Here is a 22,250-nt window from a genome sequence, read left to right on the forward strand (position 1 = left end):
AAATAAGTTGAACAACTAATCCTCAACAAGGAAGTTATGCTATGACCCTTTACATTTATTATAAGGCAAATAATATATATTTTTCTAACTGTAATGACTGCCAAAGTGGTGACTGAAAAAAATACTATTTCAATCTTAGTAAATACAAAATTATAAATCAGGAAGTACATTCCCATTTTTATTTTTATTTTAGTATTTCCATATTATCCAAAACAATATATAATGTTATAAATCCATAATAAGGAAAAAGCGATGAAGAGAAGAGTAAGCGCGCTTAAGCATAACAGAGAACTCCAGTAGCTGAGAATGGAGGATGTAATAGCCCGCCGAACCAAGTCTCGGAGCTTCGTATAGGATATTTCATCTGATATTGATTATGCGTCGGTTTCTCCCGTTAAAGAGATAGAGTATAACCCGGCCTTGTCCTGCGTACTCGAAAAGATTTCTGTGGCGACACAGGAATAAACTGGGGTGGCACCGCGAACTACTAAATTCCAAAAGTCTCGTCCCCAAGGTTGTTAACCTTGGAGGTGAGACTTTTTTATTGGCCTAAAAATCAATGTCTGGGAGTGGATTAAATGAAGTGGAAATACCCCCTTTTACTCTTACTTGGAATTGGAGTATCGAATGTTGGTGCATGGATTTATTTGATTGCATCAAATTTAATTATTTTGGATAAGACAGAATCACCCTTAGCCGTTTCTATCCTATATATCCTATTGCCTATTGCATCCTTATGTACAAATTTCTGGTCTGGGACTTTAATTGATCGGTTCAATAAAAGAAAGCTCATGATTTATCTAGATATTATAAGAGCCATTTTTATTTTTATCTTACCGTTTTTAGATTCACTTCCATTTATTTACTTCATTGTATTTATCATCAATATTGCCAGGTCTATTTTTGAACCAACCTCAATGGTCTACATGACAAAATTAATTCCAAAAACAAATCGACAACGATTTAATGCCATGCGAAATTTTATTAATTCCTGTGGTTTTATACTAGGGCCTTCCATAGCGGGCTTCCTTTTTATCATTGGTTCTCCTAATTTAGCAATCCAAATAAATTCTTTCGCTTTGTTCTTTTCAGTAATCATTATTTTGTTTCTTCCAAATGTAGAATTTGGGAGTGAAGATCGTATATATGAAAAAATTAAACCTTCATTAATGGTGAATGATTGGAGAATCATCCTTCAATTCAATAAAACAAATAAACATATAACATTAATATATATTCTGTTTAGCGGAATTTCTGTATGTATGTCTGCCTTAGATTCATTAGAGGCTGCATTTGCAACCAAAGTTCTCTTTTTATCCGAAAGTACCTATGGATTTCTTGTTAGTATTGCCGGTGCAGGAATCATTGGGGGTTCACTAGTAAATACAATCTTTGCGAATCAATTGAAAATAAATGTACTAATGGGACTTGGAGCGTTTTTCACTCCGATTGGTTATCTAATCTTTGCCTTTTCAAACGATTTTATATGGGCTTCAATAGGATTTTTCGTTTTAACATTTTCTTTATCATTTGCAAATACAGGCTTTTTAACCTTCTACCAAAACAATGTGCCTGTAGATATTATGGGCAGATTCTCCAGTGTCTTAGGGATGCTAGAGGCAGTTTTAATCATCATATGTACAGCCTTAATTGGATTATCTGCCGAACTATTTGATATTCGCCCTGTTTATATCATGGGTTCCTTTATTTTTTTCCTGTTGGGGCTGGTCATTAATTTTGTTATATCTGATCATTCGAAAAGAAGTTATTATATTCAAGTATAAAAAACAATAATAATACAGGTACTTTCTAGAAAAGAGAAAGTACCTGTTTTTTGTATTATTTAATAATCTATCATAATCCTTCAATTCGATCCAACCATTCATTTATTAGAACGTTAAAAATTTCGGGCTGTTCAATTTGTAAATTATGGCCTGCTTTATCCAAAATAGCGAAAGTTGCTCTAGGATACTTTTTAATTAATTCGAGTGCGTCCTGATAGCCAACAGACGAATCTTGTCTGCTCAGCAGGAAAACGCTTGGCTTAATAAAATTTGTTTGGTCAATCTCGAAGGAAAATCCATATTGGTCTATGTACGCCATCAAAAATTTTTCATCACCTAGTTTACTGCCGCTTACAATCTCTCGTTTATACCTCAACCATGTGTATTCATCAAGTATGACATTATTTTTGCTGAAATTCTCTACATCTTCCGTTGTTAATGTGGCTAAAAATTCTTCATCCGTCTTAAATATTTGATGTTTCTCCACTCTTCTGTTTTCTAAATAGGGGAAGATAACCGGACAGATAAAAGCAGCACCTAATAAACTATCATATTGATTTTGAATAACTCCTCTTGCTATATATCCCCCATAGGACTCACCTGCAATGATATATTCTTGGTCAGGCAGGATGGCTTGAATAAAATCTTGAACGGTATTCAGCATATCATCAGCATTTGTAATGTCATCATAGTTTTTCGTCAAACCCATGCCAGGAAGGTCAAAATAAATACGGCGATACCCATTTCTATCAGTAAATATGGGTTCCATACACCCTTTCATTAATCGATGATCGAGGGAATACCCGTGTAACATTAAAATGGGTTTACCTTCACCTATGTCTTCATAATATATTTCTGCCTGGCAGACTTTGCAATATGGCATCCTATTAACCTCATTTCTAAGCAGTAAATCCTACATTCAATATTCTCTATAATTCGTTCCATGGCCTTCTTGCCCAGTTTATAGAATTAGAAAAAAAGAGCTGGTCACATCATATGAAGCGGACTGCTCGGAGTATCACTCTCACCTATACATATCAATCAGTAAGACTAAAGCCCATAATATGATCCGTATAAAGTGCATAGGATTCTAATTCAATGATGTTATCAGGTGCTGAAAATGGAATTATTTTTACATTTCTAAGCAATATCATTCCAGATAAATTGGTAGTATTGCCTTCATTAATAATGCTGTGTATATCATCTTCTGCTTCAAGGATTGATTGTTCCAATAAAGACATCTCACCCATAATAGGTTCTTTTGTATTGATTTTGTCGGCAATGATTAAACAATGAGAAGTCGTTATTTGGATTTTTTTATTTTCTTCTTTATGTAGCTCATCTAAGGTTGCTTGAGTTAATAATAAAGTTATTTTTTTCATATCATGTACCGTATTCAACTCATGACCTGTGACAGTGAAACGCATCATATTTCCCCCTTTATCACGAGCATACTCTTCCAAAAAGTCACTCTAAACAAGTAAATTCTCTATTAGGTTTAAGAAATCCTTCTTCAGCTAACTGTTTCTCCACCACATAAGAGGTTCAACAGAAAAAAGCGTTAATCCTTTTGAATCAACGCAACATTTGGTTCATTATACATATTCAAAGTCAAAGCACCAGTAATGTAAAATATCTCTTTTTATTTACCGTTTTTACCCCGTAAATTCAGTAAGGTAAATAAAACTATTTAGAACTCCATCCACCATCAATGATTAATTCTTCACCAGTAACAAATTTGGATTCATCAGAGGCTAAATATAAATAACCGTTAGCAATATCAATCGCTTCACCTGCGAATGGTGGTAATGGTATTGTACCTTCAAATGCTTTCCCCAATACTTCTCGGGATGTCACACCATGACGCTCGGCAGCACCTGTTAAAATGGCTCCTGGATAAATAGAATTTACTCGGATATTATCTTTAGCAAAGTTGATAGCTGCATGTTTTGATAGGGCACGGACACCACCTTTTGCTGCAGCATACGCAGCTGCACCATTGTCAGCGCTTCCAATAATCGCTGCTAAAGATACACAATTGACGATTGATCCACCGCTATTTTCCTGCATATAAGGAATAACGGATTGCATTCCTAGGAACACGGAGGTTAAATTTAAGTTAATAGTACGATTCCATCCATCTAATGTTTCTTCCAAAAGTGTTTTATGAAACGATACACCGGCATTATTAATTAAAATATCAATTTTACCAAATGCCTCTTTTGTTTGTTCCATTACAGTTTTCCAATCTTCATCAGAAGTGACATCTAAACGAGCACATAGTATATCGCCTTCTATTACAGCAGTTACTTCTTCTAACTTATCAAATGCGATATCTGTTGCTACAACCTTTGCGCCTTCACTTATGAATAATTGAACTGCAGCTAACCCCATACCTGACGCAGCACCCGTGATAATTGCTACTTTATTATCTAAACGTCCCATCAAAATCCCTCCATTCGATTAAATGTGATTTTTTATCACACTTAAAACTTAACAATCCATCCATTTAAGGTCAATCATTTTATCTTTAATTTCAAACAATTCATTGCTAAAATAGTAACAGATTGGACGTGAATGTATGGAAGACCTCTTACAATTAAGCTACTTAGGTAAAACGAACTTCATCGTTGCCATTAAGTCCTTAGCAATACTTGCAAACGAAAAAAAGCTTGTAACTAGCAGCACTTTAACTGAAAAACTAAATGTTGAATCGAGCTTTATTAGGAAGGTATTAGCTAAATTAATGCAGGAAAAAATGGTTGAAGGTTTTGAAGGGCGCTACGGTGGTTATAAGCTGGTTGTTAATCCCGAAAAGACAACTCTTTATGATGTGTATGTTGCCATTGTGAAAGACGCACATCCGACTAAAATGGATAAAGAAATCGATGAAATGGACAAAAATATTTTAGATATTCTACTAGAAGCACAACATAAAATAAAAGATGTCTTGAGCCAATATTCTATTAATGATCTTGCAAATAGTTCTTTAAAAAAGAATCTTTTTTGATTTTATCTTTATATTTTACAATAAAACACCTCTACACTATCAAATTGAGGCCGTTTAGTATTGCCATATCTTTTAATCAAAAAAAGCATGCTTCTTGATACAGAAACATGCTTTTTACTATTATTCTACATCTAAAATTAAGGACTCAATATCTACATCATTTTCGATCATATTATTCTCTTTCATGAATTTCACTGTTTTTTCCATACTCTCGATATCTGATGGTTTGATTTCCATATTGAAGTCATACATTTCATACATTTCTTTTACACCATCTAGAGGTAGTTCGGTTTCCTTTGCTGTAATTTCCATGACTTCCTCATAATTTTCATCGATATATTGCAGTGTCTCTTCTTGTACTTGTAAAAATTTCTTTACTAAGCCAGGATTCTTCGAGTAGAAATCTTCACTAGTTGCAACTACAATTGTTCCATCGACCAGCCCTTCACCATTTGTAACCACCTGGTACCCATCTTGAATCATATTATATGCGGTAGGGCCAGCTAGTAACGCAAAGTCGACTTCCTCTGCTACTAACGCTGCTTGTGCAGAAGGTATATCCATTTGAACAAATTCAATATCCTTTTCTGTTAAGCCTTCAGTTGCTAAATAATTGATAAGCAGTTCATGTAAAATTGTTCCCTTTGGACCAGCAACTTTTTTCCCTGCTAGATCTTCAGGTGATTTAATATCTTTCAGGTTTGTAAATAACATGAAAGCCTCAGGAGAACGGCTATACATGCTCATAATTTTGATATCCGCTCCATTCGATGCAGATAAAATGACAGATGTGGCACCGACTGCATTCAGGAATTGGATATCACCTGAAGCCAAAGCCTGAGTTTGTTCAGGGCCGGTTGTTAAATTGGAATAGCCGAATTCAATCCCTTCTTCCGCAAAAGAATTGGCCAACAATCCTTTTTCCTTTTCTACAATAGAAGGAATATTTAAAGGAGATTGCACATAAGTTGTCTGCACCTTATCAACAGTATACGTGTTCTCCTCGTTATTTTTTGTACTGTTCTTATCAGAATCGGTATCTTTTCCACAAGCAACGATAACTGATATGCTCAGTAAAGCAAGTAAAGATAATAACCATTTTTTCATTTTATGTCCCACTCTCACGCTAGTTTTTCTATGATGTTTTTCTTTATTTCTATTAGAGAAGGCGATAATACATCTCTTGGATATTCATATTGCTCTAAGTTAAATTGAGCATGAATCCTTCCTTCATTAACTACAAAGATATTTTGTCCTATTGCTATGGCTTCTTCGATACTATGGGTAACAAAGATTATACTTTTCTTTTTTAGTTGGTTAATTCTTATTAATTCTTTCTGCATTGCCTCACGTGTGAAATAATCGAGTGCAGCAAATGGTTCATCCATTAAGATAATGGATGGGTCATAGGCTAATGCTCTTGCTAATGCGACTCTTTGTTGCATGCCTCCGGATAATTGGTGTGGATAGGCTTTTTCAAACTTTTTTAATCCTATCAAATTCATTAACTCTTCTATTTCCACATCATTAATCTTTTGTTTTTCTAAACCGAATGTAATGTTCTTAGATACGGGTAACCATGGCATCAAACGGGGTTCTTGAAATACAAAGCTAATTTTTTCATTGCTATTAATGGACACTTCTCCTGCATCGCATTGCTCCAGATTGGCTAATATGCGCAGGAGTGTCGTCTTCCCACATCCGCTTTTTCCGAGAATGACACTGATGCTATTCTGAGGGAATTCGAAATTAACATTTTTTAAAACATCATGCTTTTTTCCATCTACCATAAAACTTTTATAAAGTTGATTTATTTTAATCCCAGCTATTGTCTATACCTCCAATACGAGTGAATTTCTTGCTAAAGAACGAGAAAATTTTATCGCAGATGACTCCCAGGAGGCCGATCACCAGAATTCCCACAATCACTTTATCAGAGCGAGACATCGTCTGCGCATCCAATATGAAGTACCCCAAACCGCTTGCAGCGGCAATCATTTCAGCACCAATAATAGCTCTCCAGCTATATCCCAGGCCAACCTTCATTCCTAAAAGAATATCTGGGACAGCAGACGGAAGAATTATTTTCAGAAAACGTTGCCTTGGATTTAATCCTAAAACTTTTCCGACCTCCAAAAGCTTATAATCACAAGAACCAAAGCCCTTTTTTATATTTAAAAACATTGGAAAAAAGGAAGCTAAAATGATTATGATTGTTTTGGATTCTTCTCCGATACCAACCCATAAAATTAGCAAGGGAATCAGGCTAAGTGGAGGTACATTTCTGAAGAACTCCACAATATGATTGTAATAAGGAGAAAGGGCAGGCTTTAAACCAGCAATGATGCCTAGAAAAAAGGCGAATACAAAGGCAATCGAAAAGCCGACTAGTACTCTATATAAACTTGCAAAGATATGAATAAATAATTCTCCGTTTTGTACCATTGATACAAAGGTATTCCATACTTGCATTGGACTAGGCAGAATATAGGCACTCCAAACTTCGAAATAGCTGCATAAATACCATGCGATTAAAATACAAGCAATCGGTATAAATCTTTTTATAAGATTATTCATTTGTTATCCTAACTCCATCTCCATTATGGCAGCCACCTTGGCAATATAACATTTCTATTAATTGTTTTTCTTGCTTAGGAGTACTCTGGAAAAAGCAATCAATATCATCCTTCGATGCAAGGCTGACTACATTAGGGATATTATCAAAAAAGCCTGGTGGAATCGGACTGTTTTCAGTTGGTTTACTATTAAGCTTGATTTGGTGATCTCTGCAAAATTCAGTCCATGTTTGAAATATCGTATTTTTCAATGCCAAGCTAGTTCCTAGGTCTTTTAAATCTGTACAAGGAGTGATGATATATAGTTCTGCATCATCATCTTTATATCTATTAGCCAGTTCTTCAGCACAATGAATTAAGATTGGTTGGATAGTAGCGTACTCCTGGCCAATTTGATCATAATGAGTTTTTACATAGGAAATTGCTTTAGGACATCTATTATCACAAAGGAGCTGATTACATCCTTCGTATCGCTCTTTGTATTTATTTTTCACAGTCATCAAGTGATTTTCCTCACAAGTAACAACCTGAAAATCTAAGCATTCTAAGGTAGAATATAATTCTTCCTGTTCATACATTTTTAAAACAACAGGATTTAGCCAAATATATTTTTTCACTTCCTTCTCCTTTCTAATTAGAAGTGATAAAGATTAACAAAATTATTTCTGAATAATATTATCATAAATGATAATGGTTATCAATGAAGTTCATATTCATTTATATCATTGCCAAAGAAAGTAAAATCTGTTAAACCTTAAAATATCTACTGTCCTTACAGTTAGCGTTTATTTATCAAGACTAAATCTAAAATAGATATAAATTAAGAGGCTCGGACACAAATTATAAACGATCCTAAAAAAGCGAACGATATCTAATTTTCGACTTTGTTACTTATTAAAGAGTTAAGTTGGAAGAAAAGTTCGTTCCATTGCGCTACAGCCACTCGCTTTCCGCGGGGAGGAAGCTGAGCCTACGTTACTTCCCGCAGGAGTCGGTGGCTTCCGCTCCATTCCACTAAGTTTAATAATGGTATACAAGAAGTAACCAATCTATTGAAAACAAATAAGAATCCGACCTATTAGGTGAAATATTTATTAAAAAATCACCTAATAGATCGGATTTATCATTGACTGAAATACTTATGCCCCAGTCTCCATGTTATTTCTCTAAAGCCTTCATTTATTTATTCACAAGATTAATTATTTCGCTAAGTATAATTTCAATACCCATTAGCCTCCATAAATAACTACTCAGTAGCAGTCTTGGTCTTCAACTTTTAACTGCTTCAACCATTTTCTAACTCGTTATATTGTTGTGCTGAACTAGATGGGACAAATACGATTGGATATTTTCCGCGTAATTGTTTCTTCAATTCCTGGAACAGCCGCAATCCTTTTTCATTGTGCCATTCCTCTAGCTTTACTCCATTTTCCTTTAATAGGTCGGTTTCTAACTCAATCCAATTGCCATATTCCGATATCCATTCCAATAGTTCTTCCTGTAATTTATCTGATATAGGGAAATTATCTATCTCCAAATTTACTCCACAATCATTACACCAAATTGGGTCACTCATAAAATCAGCTTCAAATTTATATGAAGTATGGTTGCAATTTCTATTTTGTTTCCAAATCATTAGTTAATCCCCATTTCAACTTTATAAATGAAGCTTGCAAATATACAATACTATGATTATATCTGTTATATACATATTATTACAAAACATCCCCTTTTTGCTGCATAAAAAATAGAGCTGTTCACAGCTCTGGATAGTATTGTAATATCCCGTTTTTTAAATTTGTATGAATTAAATGATCTTCTGTTTCCTACTTAGTTTAAAAAATCCTTTTTATATTGAACAGCTAGAAATATTCCTGAAGCAATGAATGCAAGAGAATATTTAAATAAGAAGAAAATTTGCCACATATATTCTTTCGGGAAAATTACGTCACATAAAATTACTACGCTTAACATAATGAAGGTACTTTTTAAGTGTATTTGATTTGTTCTTTCGTCAGCCTTACCTATTTTTCTATAAAATACGTACAACAGAATTACTCCGACTATAAGCAATAAAATACCGATGCCAATAAGCATATTCCAATTACCAGTTGATGCTTCCGCCCAAGTTTTTAATGGATAAAAAGTTGTATTTGATATTTCCTCACTTTTCATTTTGATCGCACCCTTTCACATAAGTAAAAATATGGTTAATATCTACGTTAAAGAACTCAGCAATTCGAAAAGCTAAAACAAGGGAAGGAGAGTAATTATTCTTCTCCATCACATATATGGTTTGTTTGGATACTCCCACAGCGTCAGCCAGCTCTTTTTGGGACAATCTTTTTAAAACTCGATGCTCATATACTTTATTTTCAACGTAATCCTCCATTTTTTCTTTCAAGGTCAACACCTTCCTTTTTTTACCATAAATATATAATAAACTACACTTTTATAAAAGTAAAGTAAACTTATACAAAGGATAAATATTATTATGCAAATTAAAAAGGGTTAGAATCCTATCATCGATTCTCACCCTTTTTATATTTATAAAAAAACAGCCTAGAGATGTTCTTTCAACAATCAGGTTTATTACCCTTTAAACGAATAAGATGGACTTCCCTTTACATCCATTTTGATCCTGAAAAGTCCTCCTGATAATGGGTAATTCTTAAGTTGTTCTTCACTAAGTCCCGATTTTGCTGTAGTTATATATAATTCATTTAAATCTTTTCCTCCGAAAGTACAAGATGTAACATTTAGTGCTGGGACCTCTATGGAGCCTATCTGTTCACCTGTTTTAGGGTTCCACCTAGATACTTTTGAACCACCCCAATGGGCAATCCACAACATTCCTTCTTCATCTATAGTCATACCATCAGGCATTCCTTCTTCTTCTTTGAAACTGATAATTTCCACGGGATTTTCAATATCACCCGTAACAAGATTAAAATTAAAACAACTAACCTTTTTAGATAGAGTATCTATGTGATACATAAATTTATTATCAGGTGACCATGCCATGCCATTGGATAAGCCAATCTTACTCAGCTTCTTCTCTACTTTTCTATTTGTATCTAAGCAATAAAGGGAACCTTGTTCTTTAATATAAGATTTGTCCATTGTACCTGCCCAAAAGCGTCCATAAGCATCACATTTTCCATCATTAAACCGATTATTAATCAAGTGACTCTCCGGTTCATTTATCAGGGTTACTTTTTCCGTGGAGTAATTCAAAAAATAAAAACCATTTTCTAATGCCACTACTGCTTCGTCTATATTTCGAGGTACTATTGCCCCAATATATTGTTCTAACTGAATTCCGTGGTTTTCATTTGTATTTGGATTAAAGATGTATATCTTTTTTTCTAAAATATCAATCCAATATAACAATTGTCTTTGCCTATCCCAGCATGGACCTTCTCCCAGTGTCGCTTTTACATCTAGAACCAATTCTAAAACTCCTACCAAGCCAAACACCTCGTTTAGTATTATTTTCTCTATGTCCTTTATTCTATAACGATAAGAAGTAATCCTTCTTTCGCTAAACTGGCTCATTTTACTAACTAGAAATTGGCCCGGCAATAAAAATAGGCCCGGATTTCATTCATTTAAAGATGAAATCTGTGCCTATTTTGGGTATCTCCTTCAGAGCTTGAAATTGAATGAATGAAATACTTCTCCAATAATTCCTTTCAGCTGGCGGACACCTATATCTGTGTTTGTCATGATGATTAATCCTGTTTCTTTATAATTCTTTAAAAGGTAAAAGTTGCTTGGACTTTCTGTAAGTAAATCAAAAGAAATGATAACCCCGCAAGGTTGTAAAGATTCTCCTTAATGTTCAGATCAGTAAGCACTCATACACCCCAGAGTTTTTTACAACTGTTTAGATAAAGTATCAAACTCAGTTGCTCTTTTCCTCTTTTCAATAATAATGGTTGCCCCAAGTAACGTAAGAGCAAAAATTACTAAAACGACCGGAAATAGATTCATTGTATAATTCTGAAACAGGATTCCTACTAACGGAGGTAAAATGGTTACCCCAACAGAGCCAAAAGCTACTTGAAGCCCAATAATTGCACTTGCACTCCTTTTCCCAAACCTTCTTGGAGTTTCATGTATCATGGTTGGAAAAATTGCCGCACATCCAAGACCAATTAATATGAATCCACCGTACAAAACGCTGCCTGTTCCAAAAGCAACCGTAATAATTCCTATGAGTAGTGCAATTTCGCTAAACAGTAACAATTTCTGATTAGATAGCCAAAACGTAATAAAACCAGAAATAAACCTTCCCATGGTTAAACTTGCAAAGAATACTGATATTATGAAACTAGCAGTAGCTACTGATAATGACTTCATTTCTATTAAATAACTACTTCCCCACAAAAATATTGTACCTTCTAAACCAACATAAAATACAAAAGATAATAGCGCAAAAACAACTCCCTTTTCTTTCAAAACCGAGCCATTGGACACTGGACTCTCTTCAGACTTTTCGGATCCCTTTTGTTGATTTGTCTTCCAGAGAGGAATAGATAGGAAGAGAATAATAGCTAATACAATTTGAATACCGCCAATAATAAAATAACCGTTTCTCCAGGAAAATTGATTATTTAAAACGACACCCATAATAACTGGGCCGAGAGTTGCTCCTACTCCCCAAAAAGCATGTAACCAATTCATATGATGTGCTTTGAAGTTAGCAGCCACGTAGTCATTTACAGAGGTGTCAATAGCGCCAGCTCCAAAACCTAAAGGTAATGCACAGACAATTAATAATAAGAAATTTTGTGTAAACGCAAACCCTATCAATCCAATCACAGTAAGCAATACACTACCTAGAACTAGTCTTCCCGTTCCGATTTTTTTATTAATTCGCATAGTCGACAAGCTAGAAATAACCGTACAAATTGCAATAGTCATTGAGATTAAGCCTGCCGCACTATGTGCTACATTAAATTCTCCCACCATCTCAGGCCAAGCTATCCCTAAAAGGGGATCGGGTAACCCTAAACTAATATAAGTGGCATAGATGATAAATATAAAAATTATCTTCCGCAAAAAGCAGTCCTCCATTATTCGCTTATGTATAAAGTTTTAGCACAGTGAGCGCCTGATTTAGTCTGGTATCAATATAGCGTGTCTCACCATTGTTCTCTATCTTTAATCAGAACCTGATAGTAGTTAACTACATATCGTTAAAATAATATATCTTCATTTATTAACCTATGCACTAAATTCATGTTGAATCAACAATACACATTGTTCATCTTTTTAATAATCACAGGAATTTCAGATAAATCATCCACAATAAAATCTGCATCGGCTTCAGACCAAAAAAGAAAATTAGCAATAGTACACAAAAACATCTTTTCCATTTAATAGTAGTTCTTTTTCTATTCGCATACCAATCTTTTGAGCAACTTTTTGAGAGGCAGTGTTGTCTTTTTGAATAAGGGCAATCATTTTTTCAAGCTTCAGCTTATTCTTCCCATATTCCATTACCCCTCTGGCTGCTTCAGTTGCAAATCCCCTACCCCAATATTCCTGTGAAATCCAGTAACCAATTTCAATCTCTTTTTTTCCATCTATCAATTGGGGTACCAATCCTGCATGACCTATTCTGTTGTTGCTTTCTTTTTCTAAAATGAGCTTCAATCCATAATTAGGATTAATGGCATATGTATCAATAATCCAATTCAAAAATTTTTGAATTCCTTCTTGATCTCTTATTTGTCCGTTTCCTATATATCGCACAATATTAGGATTCGTTAAAAGTGATTCAAGAAAATCTAAATCATGATTATTATATGGTCTCAGCAATAAACGGTCTGATAGTGTTTCCATCATAAACTCCTCTTCAATTGTAACTTATGGGAACATTGCGGTTCCTTTTCGTTCATTTCAAAAAAATTATCAATCTCTCTTAGATTCATACCAAGCAAGTTTAACAAATACTTTCATTTCTAAATTCACATTGAAATCGTTCCACACCCGGATATTTTTCTCCTAAACTTGTTATCATGAAGCCATATTTACGATAAAAATCCACCCCATCCTTATCCGTTTCAGCAGAGATAAGACAGAATTGATTGGACAGGAAATTTATCATTTTGCTGCCAATCCCTTTTTCTCTTTGTTCCGGAAATACAGCAATATGTGAAATGACACATTCTTTTGGACTAATCATTTCAAATCCTATGCACCCAACATATTTCCCATTGCATTCTAAACCAAATAATTTTCGATTTGGAGATTTTAAATATTTATTGTATTCCTCGTCAATCCTAAATTCTGATGTCGCATAGGAAAGAAGATTCCGTATTAATGGATGGATTTTTTCGGTATTAATTTCTTTCATATCATTATCCTTCAAATGTGTGATGATTAAATAATTCTTCAATTACACGCAATATCCTTCTTGTATTAACCTGGACCATTAGATATATAAATCACATAAAAATCCTTCCTGCAAACAAACAAAAAGACACTAACTCAACACACTCCTAAGTGTTGAATTAGTGTCTCTAGCCATCTATTTGAACCTATATTAACCTCAAGCAACAAAATTGAATCATTCAGCCTTAAACTTCATATTATTACTATTTGTTTACATACTGTAGAAAGTATGAAGTAACATAATTTCCCAAATAATATATAATTAAATTATGGAGGTGAATATAATCAGAAAATATATTATTTTTATAGGTACCTTTTTAATCATTGGAATTATTAACTTTGCATTAACCTCATCGCTTGATGCTTCTTTCTTTGATTACAGTGTGTTTGTTGGCTTCTTTTCTACAATAATTATTTATTTTTTTACTTCAACTGGCGGCTACACAAGTCGCAGTCTTGATGTTCAAATTCAAGGCAGTACTGGCCTACGACCAGAAGGAACTCAAAGTAAGTTTAATCCTTCCTATGTTTTCTTTGGCTCTCTTGCATACTTTTTAACCTCACTTATTGTAACGATTTTCATTTATTTATAATTCTATTGTATATTTGTATCTCTTTACCTAATACAATCTATTCTTAGCGTTTATGAGATTCATATACACCGTTGTCTTGAGGAGAATATAAATATGAGTTTTCTTGACACTATGGATCCTTTTTTATTGCAGCTAGTTATTGTCCCAACCATTGTGATTGGATTAGGCGTATTAGTCTCAGCCATAACCAATAAAATTTTTATTGGCCCGCTAGTGACTTTAATAGCCAACCTGATCTTTGAAGTTTGGCATTCTAAATACTATTATCAATATCCTGATATTTCATTTTCAAAATGGAACATCATATTTCCTAGTATTTCCTTGTTCCTATCAGCAATTATTGTAGCTTATATTAGAACCAAAAATTAAAGATCCTATCAAATCCATTATTAATAAGAGAAATCTTTTGTCCAAATAAAAAGCATTAATCCATATGGACTAATGCTCTCTAAGAAAATCAAATTTTCCCACTATTACCTTCAGTCAATTGTTAATTAAATTTCTCTTTATTAAAGCTGCGATTTGTTTATCATTTTGATCCGGATTGTTTTCCAAATGTTTAATAATTAACTCTTGTCTCTCCACAGGATGATTTTGACTCAGCTTAGCCTGTGCCTCTATTTTAGAAATCTTAATCTTAAAGGCAACAAGCTCTCTGATCATACCTTCAACCGTACTGGAATCTAAGTCTAGATAATGGTATGAGCTATCTGCCTTTTCATACTTATTAACCAGGCTATTTAAGGTATGATGGATGACATTCTTTTCACTCACAATCTCCATTTTTCCATATACATGAATAGATACATAATCCCAAGTAGGTACTGCCTTAGTCGTTTTATAATAAGTAGGAGAAATATAACAATGAGGGCCATGGAAAACAGCAAGGACCTGCTGGTTTCCTACTTCTTCCCACTGTTTGTTTGCACGTGCCATATGGCCATATAAAGCAAATTGATCTCTATCTAATAATAGGGGTAAATGCGTAGCATATGGTTCGCCGTTATGCTGTGAAAAAAGAGTAGCGAAGCTGTATTCTTCAATAAAATCATAAATGGTTTCCTCGTCATCGATAGTAAAGCACTCAGGCATGAACATTGTGATATTCCTCCTTAAGTTCGTCTAAGAAAAGAACAAAGAAGAGTTAAAAAGATATGATTCAAAATATGTAAAAATATTAAAATTCAAAAGCTGAATCTTTTGCCGTCAATATCATATCCGTACTTATAGTGTTGAAATAGGAATCAATCAATTGCTTCAATTCATTCATGGCTTGATTAGCACGTTCAGCTTGTTCTTTGTTAATGGATTCAATGAATAAGACAGCATCCGTTGTGTCATCAGTTAGCATCGTTCTTTGAGCTTCTCTCCAGTTTAAGCATCTGCAAATAGCTCCGTCCTGATCATAATAGATGATTTCCTCCGGTAAAGCAGGGGAATCTTGATCAGCACCAAGTGGCAAGAATGGTTCTCCTCCTTTTGCTTTCCCAAGACGTAAGTCCCCAGTGATACAATTTAAATCTTCTCCGCCACAGGGAACAGCATATTTTAGAGAAACACTATTATAGATGTCCACCAAAGGATTAATTGGTGTAAACTCTCTACCTTGATTGGCTCTCTTTAGCAATGCTTCAATCGATGAACGAGTACCCTTTTTCGTTTTAAATTTGCCAAATGCTTTACGCCATTCATCAACAACTTGATTTTGGCTAAATGTATCTTCTGTCAGAAACTGATTAGCCTCCTTAGCCGCTCTGTTAAGTAGTTCAGAGAAATCATCATGGTTTTCTTCCGAACCTCGATTATTAATATTTCTAACAATTAACATATTAATTTGAGCATCCGGGAAAACATCCCAAAATTCAGTATCGACAATAAATTTCACCATCACACAACACTCCACTTCATCGTTTTTAATCATGAAAGGATCTATAAATAGTTATATCAATGATTTACTCATGATAAAGTCGACTTGTTCTTCATCACCCATATAGAAGGAGTGAGCTCCTATTTGAACAAATCCTCTTTTTTTATAAAAATTAAGAGCAATCTCATTCTTTTCCCAAACGCCCAGCCACATAAGCTTCTTCTTTTGTCCAATGGCTATTTCCTCTGCCTTATCCATCAGATAGTTGCCCAATCCGCTTCTTTTAAATTTTGACTTTATATAAATCCGCTCAATTTCTAGTGCCTCATCAGCTATTCTTTCAGTTTGAGCATCATTGAAATTGACCTTTAAATAGCCTGCGAGTTCTTCACAGAAATAGATGAAATAAAATTCAGAGGAAGCATTGGATAATTCCGTCTCTAACTGTTCGCGATTAAATGCCCTTTCTAAATAGGCCTTTAAATTTTCAGGCGAATTCTGATCCTTAAATGTATCAGTGAATGTCTGAATACTAATTTCTTGGAGGATCTGTATATCTTCATGATTGCACTTTTGTATATTTACATTCATTTTATGGATGTCTCCTTTATGTAATCAATACGTTCTCTTATTTCCTTTTTTCACAAATTCCCAATCTACTTCAATATTTTTTCTAACTCTTTGAAGGAGATCAAAAATAATATCTATCTCTGTTTCAGATAATCCAGCTAATGCTACTTTATTAGAATAATCATTCTCTCGTTTTATAAATGGGTAAACCTTTGCCCCTTTTTCCGTTGGAAAGAGCTTTTTTATTTTTTTGTTTTGATGATCAGCTTTCTTTTCAATAAAACCATTCAGTTCAAGTTTTTTTATAGCTCGTGCAGCCGTGGTTCGATCCACTTTTATCATCTCAGCTAACTTCTCTTGAATGATACCAGGATTCTCACAAATGCGGACCAGGTACAAATATTGCCCTTTAGTAAGGTCATATTCCTTAAATTCTATATTACTAATCGAATCTAAAGCCCTGGCAATCATGCCTATTTCCCGTAGAATTTCCTTCATAAATACATCTCCATTACTTTAAGCACTTAAATTATGCTATTACTTTTATTATAGTATATTTTGTTGTATATGCAACAAAAAGCATGATAAAAAGACTGCAATTGATGTACGCCCTAAAAGTTAGAGTCAAAAGTCAACTTTTGGGTTCACCTTCAATTTAGCAGCCTTTTCATTACATCTTATTTTGTTAGATAGTCTGTTACCACATCACAGAATTCATCTGCAGCTTCATAATGAGGTGTATGCCCGCTATATTTCACCGTATATATTTCACCTTGTTTAACCTCGGTTATATACGTTTGAACTTGAATCGGGCAGGTCACAGCATCATGCTCTCCTAAAATTAAGAGACAGGGGATATTGATTTTTTTCAACAAAGGAAAAACTGACTCAAATATCTTTCCTTCATCTCTTAAGCGGTCGAAATGGATTGCTGATTTATTATAGAAGTTACCCCACTGACCATCTGAATATACGCCTGTATCAGTTGGATTATTAAAATTATGAGTATAGATTTCCATCCTATTTTCTTCTAGAAATTCACCAATCTCCATATATCCCTCTACCAGTTCTCGTGGTGAAAGAGTGGCGTCATTATAAAGTTTTATACACTTTAATTCATTCTCGACCATCTTATATTTTTCAAATAAACTAGCCGTTTTTTTAAGAAGCGCTTTAGCTGTTAGTCCAAAATCAAATGTTGGTCCTTCAAAAATCACTTTTTCTATGGAGTTAGGATACCGTGATGCATAAAGTACTGCCAGGTAACCTCCAAAAGAATGACCTATTATAGACCACTTCTTTATTCCAAGGAATTGCCGAATTCCCTCACAATCGTCAACCAAATCATCAAGACTAAATGCTTCTCCATTACTTATGCCTTCAGACCTGCATACCCCTCTTTGATCAAATGCTATTAGTTTAAATTTATCTCCTAAACGAGTCTTTTGGTGATAGGTAAAATAGAAGCAGCCTTCTCCGGGGCCTCCGTGTAAATATAAAATCGCTTTATCACATTTTTTATGGCTAATTTCCACATATATCTTTTTCCCTTTAATATCAATTAATTGTCCATTCTCCATTTAGTTATCCTCCTTATATTTAATGATTGGATTGTCCACTTCCTATATAGGAGGAGCTCTTGCGGAGAAGCATAGAATACAGTGTTAATGAAACGGCATATTACAGTACCTCACAATTTACCTCCAATCAAGTTTTTAAAAATCCTTTTATTTAAAGAGAAATAGCTAAGCTATTCTATTGAGACGAAACTATCCTAATTCAATTAGAATTTTTAAGAACCTCATTTAATTGTAAAGGTGAGATAGTGCCTTGATGAAAATATAATTGCCATCTGCCACCAATCAATTTCCATATTGAACTTCGATAGGTGTTACGATTTCGAGTTTTATCAACAATGAAATAAGTAGATAAAACAACATCTTGCGCTAACGGATAAATATTATAGTTATAGAGTGACATCTCAGTTAAAACCACTCCATCTTCCAGACAGGCTTTTTTATCAAACATAAACCCTGAACTGCCAATCTCAAAGAAATCGTCTGCCAGTATGTTATCCAGCTTGTCCCGACTTTTACGAACTTCAAATCCAATATGGCTTTCTTCTAATTCCTTTAATTGTTCCTTTAATTTCACATCCATTTAATCAGTCCCTTTACTAACGCATTATTATTTTAATCCGCTTATTTTATAGCCCTTTATCTACTAATTGTGTTTTTACTATCTAATATTTATTTTCAAATTAGGTGTAGCATTCTCATTTCTGGTGAGGTATCTTAACATTTTGCGCTTGAAATTGAATATTTTTCTGTATTTCTTCAAATGTTAGACAATGGAGGTGAGAGTAAATGAAGAATAATCAAGATCAATCTAAATTCCGGGTACGAAATCAGGAAACGACATCAAAAAACGGTGATACTCCCTTAAAACATATACCCACTGTAAATAGCCGTCACGGTTCAAATATCAAGACGAATGATGAGTGATCTAATGATATCAGCCAAATGAAAGGAGCAATTGGATGACTAACTCTAGCAAGGATTCTATTCAAATAAAAATGGAGCAAATTTTATCTCATACCTGCGGCTCCTTTGAAAATTGTACAGAAACCAATATCCAGACTTTTTTAACCCAATGCTATGAAGAAAATATCGATCCCCAATATTGCTTAAGCTGGATCGCAGAGCATAATGCAAAAATCCCTAATTGGGCTAATGTATCAAAAATCTCACAGGAATGGATTAATGGACATACCTCTACTGGCTCTACGTTTTTTAATAATGAGGGAGATGTACTTCGGTAAAAGCAAAGCTGTCCATAGGGCAGCTTTTTATTACTTACCTTCACTTCTATTTGATGGTAAAAGTTTTTTCAAAATCGCTAAATTTTCTTCAAGAAATGCAGCGTTTTTTTCCATTCCACGCTTCTTACACCACCCAATGCTATTGAAGGCATCTGTAAATCGATAAAAGGGCAATACAATATCTAAATCAATTAAAGGTCGGATACTTTTATAGCCCTCTTTATATGCCTGGTAGAGGGTATGATCGCAGCTTAAAATATCACGATAAATTTTAGTGAAATCGATTTCTGTTGAACCAAATCGTACGGATTCAAAATCGATGATTCCTGAGACTTGATTGTCGTCCACTATAATATTGGCGGGGCGAAAATCCATATGTACTAAGCTTGGTCCGTCTGGGGCAGGGAGTTGCCGTTTCATGATTTCAAACTTTTCTATAGCCTGTTCATATAAATGTTCATCCAATACATCTCTTACATCCACAGCAAAACTATAGAATTTTGATTCAAGAAAGTCGGACCAATTCGGGAATTCATTTTGTATGGCAATCAACTCGTTCGTTATCGGCAGCTGAATAGAATGCATTGAAGCATGTATAACTCCAACATGATATACTGCTTTGGGTGAAGCCACAGGTGTTAAAGGTTGTCCTTTTAATTCGGAAAGCAAAAAAGCACTAGGGCACTCCTCATCTCCAAACCAACAATCTAGCATATCAGGAATCGCAATTCTTCCTTTTAAAATCTCATAAGCTTCCAATTCCCGCTGAAACTTTAACTTTGTATAAGGAATTTTAATAAAAACCGTCGCTCCCCTAAGCAACTCACATTTATAGACGTTTGAACTAAAGGAATCTTCAACTTCATTCATTGATATTACCTGCAATCCAAAATGTTCAATGATACGTTTTATAATAAAAATCTCCTCCTCATCGAACTTACTCTATCTGAAAGCTCAAAGACAACGCTCTTTACGATACTCGTTTCTCAATATAAAACAACAAAATTTAACATATGTATTCCATCTTTAAAAACTCGAAAGTGCTGCCATTTGTATCTTGCATAAAAATCTCAACATCTTTAAATCCAACTTTTCTATATACATTAATTGCTCTTTGATTAAATGTAGCAACTGATAAGGTGATTTTTTGAGGGTTCGCTTCAAATTTAATAAACTCCATACCTTCCTTTAAAAATTCTAATCCCATCCCTTTTCCAGTTAAATCAGGCCTCATCCCTAAACCGATATCAACCGTGTTATCGTCAATTCTGTGAATACTCAAGAAAGCTATTAATTCTTCATCTTTTGATACAGCGAACATAGAGTTACCTCGTTTATCAACATCTAAAAATTCCTCTAAATCATCTTTATCCGCTTCCAAATCATAAAAAGAATATTCACTATCATAATGCCAGGTGAAAGCAATTGTTTCTGCTTGTTCTTGTGCCATACTATATATTTCAAATGACATTCTATCTTTCACTCCTCATTATTTTTATTCACCTTAGCTGTAAAAAAGAAAGCAAGATAACTTGCCCTCTTGAAAGAATTTACACCTGTTTTTCCTTTTGAAAAGTAACTATTACAACACCAGCAATAATTAAAATGGCACCTACAAAGAAATTAATGCCCAACTTTTCATTTAGTATGAGCCACCCTAAGAAAGAACCAACCAGTGGCTGAAAAAAGAAAAATAATGAGCCGATTCCTGCATCCATCATTTCTAATCCTTTGTTCCAAAGGAAAAACGCTCCCGCAGTTGAAACTACCCCCAGATAGATAACCCCCATGATAACTAAAGCACTATCATAGTCAGCAGCATTTGATTGAAGTTCCCATATCATTACAGGTGTTGTAAACACAAGCGCAAACATGACCGCATAGGTAGTGATTGTTAATGACGTAAAACGCGCAGAGGCAATTTTTACATAGACGGATAATAAAGCCCAGGTAATGGCAGCTCCCACTAATATCATGCTACCTAAAAAATAATCTCCAGCCTTTGTATCCCATCCAATAACAATGGTGACTCCGATTGATGCGAGTATGACCGAGATAACTTTTCTGCCCGTTAGCTTTTCCTTCAGAATAAGCGTTGCAAAAACAACCATAAAAGCTGGTGTAGCTGATGTTATTAAAGATCCCGTATGGGCATCGGATAATTTAGTACCAATGAATTGAAAAGCAATTGATACAAAGTAACCTATAAACCCAATCCACCCCAGCAGCAGCCAATCTTTCATCTGTATCGTTTCACGAGTTTTACTTTTGACTTGAATGGTCTTTAAAATAGCGTACAAAACAACAAATGCAACTACATACCTTAGCCATACTAGCGTCAATGGCGGAATAAAATCCAAAACATATTTGCTCACTACGTACATACCGCCCCACAAACTGGCGGCCAAGGATAAACAAACAGCTCCGAGTAAACTTTGTTTCATTTTGAAAATACCTCCGTCTACAAAAATAGGATTATTAAAAATCATCTTCAGCTAAGACGAGGTATGACTTTTTTGACTGCTCATTCCTCAACTTATGAATGAACAGCTGGTTGGTCATTTTCTAATAGATTTAATTACAATCTCATTACCGATTACACCACAAATTGCCATTTTGTATTC

29 protein-coding genes and 1 other annotated feature are annotated in these 22,250 nt (G+C 34.4%); of the genes, 6 read left to right on the forward strand and 23 right to left on the reverse strand.

The features are described from left to right. Positions 1-243: 243 nt before the first annotated feature. Positions 244-514: a binding site (T-box leader), on the forward strand. 64 nt (positions 515-578) lie between these two features. Further along, a complete protein-coding gene (locus tag FHY45_RS04200; protein WP_139891474.1) occupies positions 579-1,784 on the forward strand; it encodes an MFS transporter in 1,206 nt (401 codons plus the stop codon). Between the two features lie 70 nt (positions 1,785-1,854). Here the strand turns inward: FHY45_RS04200 and FHY45_RS04205 are convergent, their stop codons facing one another. The 3 genes from FHY45_RS04205 to FHY45_RS04215 form a co-directional block, all read right to left on the reverse strand. After that, complete coding sequence (locus tag FHY45_RS04205; RefSeq protein ID WP_066101718.1) at positions 1,855-2,667, reverse strand: alpha/beta fold hydrolase; 813 nt, start codon at positions 2,665-2,667, stop codon at positions 1,855-1,857. A 154-nt stretch (positions 2,668-2,821) separates the two neighbouring features. Then, on the reverse strand, positions 2,822-3,247 hold the full coding sequence (locus FHY45_RS04210; RefSeq protein WP_139891475.1) for a hypothetical protein: 426 nt from the start codon (positions 3,245-3,247) through the stop codon (positions 2,822-2,824). 223 nt (positions 3,248-3,470) lie between these two features. Further along, positions 3,471-4,229, reverse strand: coding sequence for an SDR family NAD(P)-dependent oxidoreductase (locus tag FHY45_RS04215; protein ID WP_066101722.1), 759 nt, complete (start codon positions 4,227-4,229; stop codon positions 3,471-3,473). A 136-nt stretch (positions 4,230-4,365) separates the two neighbouring features. Here FHY45_RS04215 and FHY45_RS04220 point away from each other — a divergent pair, with 136 nt between their 5' ends. Then, positions 4,366-4,794: an RrF2 family transcriptional regulator gene (locus tag FHY45_RS04220; RefSeq protein ID WP_066101725.1), complete on the forward strand. Its 429-nt coding sequence runs from the start codon at positions 4,366-4,368 to the stop codon at positions 4,792-4,794. A 120-nt stretch (positions 4,795-4,914) separates the two neighbouring features. Here the strand turns inward: FHY45_RS04220 and FHY45_RS04225 are convergent, their stop codons facing one another. The 11 genes from FHY45_RS04225 to FHY45_RS04275 all read right to left on the reverse strand — a co-directional run bounded on the left by FHY45_RS04225 (position 4,915) and on the right by FHY45_RS04275 (position 13,779). Next, the gene (locus FHY45_RS04225; protein ID WP_139891476.1) at positions 4,915-5,901 is read right to left on the reverse strand and encodes an ABC transporter substrate-binding protein; all 987 of its coding nucleotides are present in this window, start codon (positions 5,899-5,901) and stop codon (positions 4,915-4,917) included. A 14-nt stretch (positions 5,902-5,915) separates the two neighbouring features. After that, complete coding sequence (locus tag FHY45_RS04230; RefSeq protein ID WP_139891477.1) at positions 5,916-6,584, reverse strand: ABC transporter ATP-binding protein; 669 nt, start codon at positions 6,582-6,584, stop codon at positions 5,916-5,918. Positions 6,585-6,609: 25 nt separating this feature from the next. Continuing rightward, positions 6,610-7,371: an ABC transporter permease gene (locus FHY45_RS04235; protein ID WP_139891478.1), complete on the reverse strand. Its 762-nt coding sequence runs from the start codon at positions 7,369-7,371 to the stop codon at positions 6,610-6,612. Continuing rightward, the gene (locus FHY45_RS04240; protein ID WP_066101735.1) at positions 7,364-7,987 is read right to left on the reverse strand and encodes a hypothetical protein; all 624 of its coding nucleotides are present in this window, start codon (positions 7,985-7,987) and stop codon (positions 7,364-7,366) included. The genes FHY45_RS04235 and FHY45_RS04240 overlap by 8 nt, the downstream gene beginning before the upstream one ends. A gap of 668 nt (positions 7,988-8,655) precedes the next feature. Then, the gene (locus FHY45_RS04245) at positions 8,656-9,006 is read right to left on the reverse strand and encodes a hypothetical protein (RefSeq protein ID WP_139891479.1); all 351 of its coding nucleotides are present in this window, start codon (positions 9,004-9,006) and stop codon (positions 8,656-8,658) included. Positions 9,007-9,200: 194 nt separating this feature from the next. Next, complete coding sequence (locus FHY45_RS04250; protein ID WP_066101743.1) at positions 9,201-9,545, reverse strand: DUF2178 domain-containing protein; 345 nt, start codon at positions 9,543-9,545, stop codon at positions 9,201-9,203. Beyond that, positions 9,535-9,774 carry a helix-turn-helix transcriptional regulator gene (locus tag FHY45_RS04255; RefSeq protein ID WP_077247964.1) on the reverse strand — a complete coding sequence of 80 codons (240 nt, stop codon included), beginning with the start codon at positions 9,772-9,774 and terminating at the stop codon, positions 9,535-9,537. The genes FHY45_RS04250 and FHY45_RS04255 overlap by 11 nt, the downstream gene beginning before the upstream one ends. Before the next feature lie 188 nt (positions 9,775-9,962). Next, on the reverse strand, positions 9,963-10,841 hold the full coding sequence (locus FHY45_RS04260; protein WP_139891480.1) for an SMP-30/gluconolactonase/LRE family protein: 879 nt from the start codon (positions 10,839-10,841) through the stop codon (positions 9,963-9,965). A gap of 408 nt (positions 10,842-11,249) precedes the next feature. Beyond that, the gene (locus FHY45_RS04265) at positions 11,250-12,437 is read right to left on the reverse strand and encodes an MFS transporter (protein ID WP_225983657.1); all 1,188 of its coding nucleotides are present in this window, start codon (positions 12,435-12,437) and stop codon (positions 11,250-11,252) included. A gap of 285 nt (positions 12,438-12,722) precedes the next feature. Beyond that, on the reverse strand, positions 12,723-13,226 hold the full coding sequence (locus tag FHY45_RS04270; RefSeq protein WP_066101750.1) for a GNAT family N-acetyltransferase: 504 nt from the start codon (positions 13,224-13,226) through the stop codon (positions 12,723-12,725). Positions 13,227-13,323: 97 nt separating this feature from the next. Then, positions 13,324-13,779: a GNAT family N-acetyltransferase gene (locus tag FHY45_RS04275; RefSeq protein WP_306821539.1), complete on the reverse strand. Its 456-nt coding sequence runs from the start codon at positions 13,777-13,779 to the stop codon at positions 13,324-13,326. A 271-nt stretch (positions 13,780-14,050) separates the two neighbouring features. Between FHY45_RS04275 and FHY45_RS04280 the strand changes: the two genes are divergently transcribed. Both FHY45_RS04280 and FHY45_RS04285 read left to right on the forward strand, forming a co-directional pair. Continuing rightward, the gene (locus tag FHY45_RS04280; RefSeq protein WP_139063794.1) at positions 14,051-14,368 is read left to right on the forward strand and encodes a hypothetical protein; all 318 of its coding nucleotides are present in this window, start codon (positions 14,051-14,053) and stop codon (positions 14,366-14,368) included. Between the two features lie 93 nt (positions 14,369-14,461). Further along, positions 14,462-14,737, forward strand: coding sequence for a hypothetical protein (locus tag FHY45_RS04285; protein ID WP_139891482.1), 276 nt, complete (start codon positions 14,462-14,464; stop codon positions 14,735-14,737). Between the two features lie 114 nt (positions 14,738-14,851). Here the strand turns inward: FHY45_RS04285 and FHY45_RS04290 are convergent, their stop codons facing one another. The 6 genes from FHY45_RS04290 to FHY45_RS04315 form a co-directional block, all read right to left on the reverse strand. Further along, on the reverse strand, positions 14,852-15,466 hold the full coding sequence (locus FHY45_RS04290) for an FMN-binding negative transcriptional regulator (protein WP_139891483.1): 615 nt from the start codon (positions 15,464-15,466) through the stop codon (positions 14,852-14,854). A gap of 79 nt (positions 15,467-15,545) precedes the next feature. After that, positions 15,546-16,256: a B3/B4 domain-containing protein gene (locus FHY45_RS04295; RefSeq protein ID WP_139891484.1), complete on the reverse strand. Its 711-nt coding sequence runs from the start codon at positions 16,254-16,256 to the stop codon at positions 15,546-15,548. A 51-nt stretch (positions 16,257-16,307) separates the two neighbouring features. Then, positions 16,308-16,826, reverse strand: a complete 519-nt coding sequence (gene paiA, locus FHY45_RS04300) for a spermidine/spermine N(1)-acetyltransferase (protein ID WP_066101763.1) — start codon at positions 16,824-16,826, stop codon at positions 16,308-16,310. Positions 16,827-16,850: 24 nt separating this feature from the next. Beyond that, complete coding sequence (locus tag FHY45_RS04305) at positions 16,851-17,303, reverse strand: MarR family winged helix-turn-helix transcriptional regulator (RefSeq protein ID WP_066101766.1); 453 nt, start codon at positions 17,301-17,303, stop codon at positions 16,851-16,853. 179 nt (positions 17,304-17,482) lie between these two features. Then, the gene (locus FHY45_RS04310; protein ID WP_139891485.1) at positions 17,483-18,385 is read right to left on the reverse strand and encodes an alpha/beta fold hydrolase; all 903 of its coding nucleotides are present in this window, start codon (positions 18,383-18,385) and stop codon (positions 17,483-17,485) included. A 199-nt stretch (positions 18,386-18,584) separates the two neighbouring features. Further along, positions 18,585-18,965 carry a nuclear transport factor 2 family protein gene (locus tag FHY45_RS04315; RefSeq protein ID WP_139891486.1) on the reverse strand — a complete coding sequence of 127 codons (381 nt, stop codon included), beginning with the start codon at positions 18,963-18,965 and terminating at the stop codon, positions 18,585-18,587. A 206-nt stretch (positions 18,966-19,171) separates the two neighbouring features. Between FHY45_RS04315 and FHY45_RS20435 the strand changes: the two genes are divergently transcribed. Then, on the forward strand, positions 19,172-19,309 hold the full coding sequence (locus tag FHY45_RS20435; RefSeq protein WP_180349926.1) for a hypothetical protein: 138 nt from the start codon (positions 19,172-19,174) through the stop codon (positions 19,307-19,309). Positions 19,310-19,344: 35 nt separating this feature from the next. After that, entirely contained in the window at positions 19,345-19,626 is a 282-nt protein-coding gene (locus FHY45_RS04320; RefSeq protein WP_066101781.1) for a hypothetical protein, read from the forward strand. 30 nt (positions 19,627-19,656) lie between these two features. Here FHY45_RS04320 and FHY45_RS04325 read toward each other — a convergent pair whose 3' ends face one another. The 3 genes from FHY45_RS04325 to FHY45_RS04335 form a co-directional block, all read right to left on the reverse strand. Continuing rightward, entirely contained in the window at positions 19,657-20,496 is an 840-nt protein-coding gene (locus FHY45_RS04325; protein WP_175354228.1) for a phosphotransferase family protein, read from the reverse strand. A gap of 136 nt (positions 20,497-20,632) precedes the next feature. After that, a complete protein-coding gene (locus FHY45_RS04330; RefSeq protein WP_066101788.1) occupies positions 20,633-21,097 on the reverse strand; it encodes a GNAT family N-acetyltransferase in 465 nt (154 codons plus the stop codon). 79 nt (positions 21,098-21,176) lie between these two features. Next, the gene (locus FHY45_RS04335) at positions 21,177-22,070 is read right to left on the reverse strand and encodes a DMT family transporter (RefSeq protein WP_066101791.1); all 894 of its coding nucleotides are present in this window, start codon (positions 22,068-22,070) and stop codon (positions 21,177-21,179) included. Between the last annotated feature and the right edge of the window lie 180 nt (positions 22,071-22,250).

This window comes from Bacillus sp. D386 (genome assembly GCF_006346415.1).

Bases quoted from the DNA above. Each gene is read 5' to 3' on its own strand.
- FHY45_RS04200 (WP_139891474.1), top strand. From the start codon at position 579: ATGAAGTGGAAATACCCCCTTTTACTCTTACTTGGAATTGGAGTATCG.
- FHY45_RS04205 (WP_066101718.1), bottom strand. From the start codon at position 2,667: ATGCCATATTGCAAAGTCTGCCAGGCAGAAATATATTATGAAGACATA.
- FHY45_RS04215 (WP_066101722.1), bottom strand. From the start codon at position 4,229: ATGGGACGTTTAGATAATAAAGTAGCAATTATCACGGGTGCTGCGTCA.
- FHY45_RS04220 (WP_066101725.1), top strand. From the start codon at position 4,366: ATGGAAGACCTCTTACAATTAAGCTACTTAGGTAAAACGAACTTCATC.
- FHY45_RS04225 (WP_139891476.1), bottom strand. From the start codon at position 5,901: ATGAAAAAATGGTTATTATCTTTACTTGCTTTACTGAGCATATCAGTT.
- FHY45_RS04230 (WP_139891477.1), bottom strand. From the start codon at position 6,584: ATGGTAGATGGAAAAAAGCATGATGTTTTAAAAAATGTTAATTTCGAA.
- FHY45_RS04235 (WP_139891478.1), bottom strand. From the start codon at position 7,371: ATGAATAATCTTATAAAAAGATTTATACCGATTGCTTGTATTTTAATC.
- FHY45_RS04245 (WP_139891479.1), bottom strand. From the start codon at position 9,006: ATGATTTGGAAACAAAATAGAAATTGCAACCATACTTCATATAAATTT.
- FHY45_RS04250 (WP_066101743.1), bottom strand. From the start codon at position 9,545: ATGAAAAGTGAGGAAATATCAAATACAACTTTTTATCCATTAAAAACT.
- FHY45_RS04270 (WP_066101750.1), bottom strand. From the start codon at position 13,226: ATGATGGAAACACTATCAGACCGTTTATTGCTGAGACCATATAATAAT.
- FHY45_RS04285 (WP_139891482.1), top strand. From the start codon at position 14,462: ATGAGTTTTCTTGACACTATGGATCCTTTTTTATTGCAGCTAGTTATT.
- FHY45_RS04290 (WP_139891483.1), bottom strand. From the start codon at position 15,466: ATGTTCATGCCTGAGTGCTTTACTATCGATGACGAGGAAACCATTTAT.
- FHY45_RS04295 (WP_139891484.1), bottom strand. From the start codon at position 16,256: ATGGTGAAATTTATTGTCGATACTGAATTTTGGGATGTTTTCCCGGAT.
- paiA (WP_066101763.1), bottom strand. From the start codon at position 16,826: ATGAATGTAAATATACAAAAGTGCAATCATGAAGATATACAGATCCTC.
- FHY45_RS04305 (WP_066101766.1), bottom strand. From the start codon at position 17,303: ATGAAGGAAATTCTACGGGAAATAGGCATGATTGCCAGGGCTTTAGAT.
- FHY45_RS04310 (WP_139891485.1), bottom strand. From the start codon at position 18,385: ATGGAGAATGGACAATTAATTGATATTAAAGGGAAAAAGATATATGTG.
- FHY45_RS04315 (WP_139891486.1), bottom strand. From the start codon at position 18,965: ATGGATGTGAAATTAAAGGAACAATTAAAGGAATTAGAAGAAAGCCAT.
- FHY45_RS20435 (WP_180349926.1), top strand. From the start codon at position 19,172: ATGAAGAATAATCAAGATCAATCTAAATTCCGGGTACGAAATCAGGAA.
- FHY45_RS04320 (WP_066101781.1), top strand. From the start codon at position 19,345: ATGACTAACTCTAGCAAGGATTCTATTCAAATAAAAATGGAGCAAATT.
- FHY45_RS04325 (WP_175354228.1), bottom strand. From the start codon at position 20,496: ATGAATGAAGTTGAAGATTCCTTTAGTTCAAACGTCTATAAATGTGAG.
- FHY45_RS04330 (WP_066101788.1), bottom strand. From the start codon at position 21,097: ATGTCATTTGAAATATATAGTATGGCACAAGAACAAGCAGAAACAATT.
- FHY45_RS04335 (WP_066101791.1), bottom strand. From the start codon at position 22,070: ATGAAACAAAGTTTACTCGGAGCTGTTTGTTTATCCTTGGCCGCCAGT.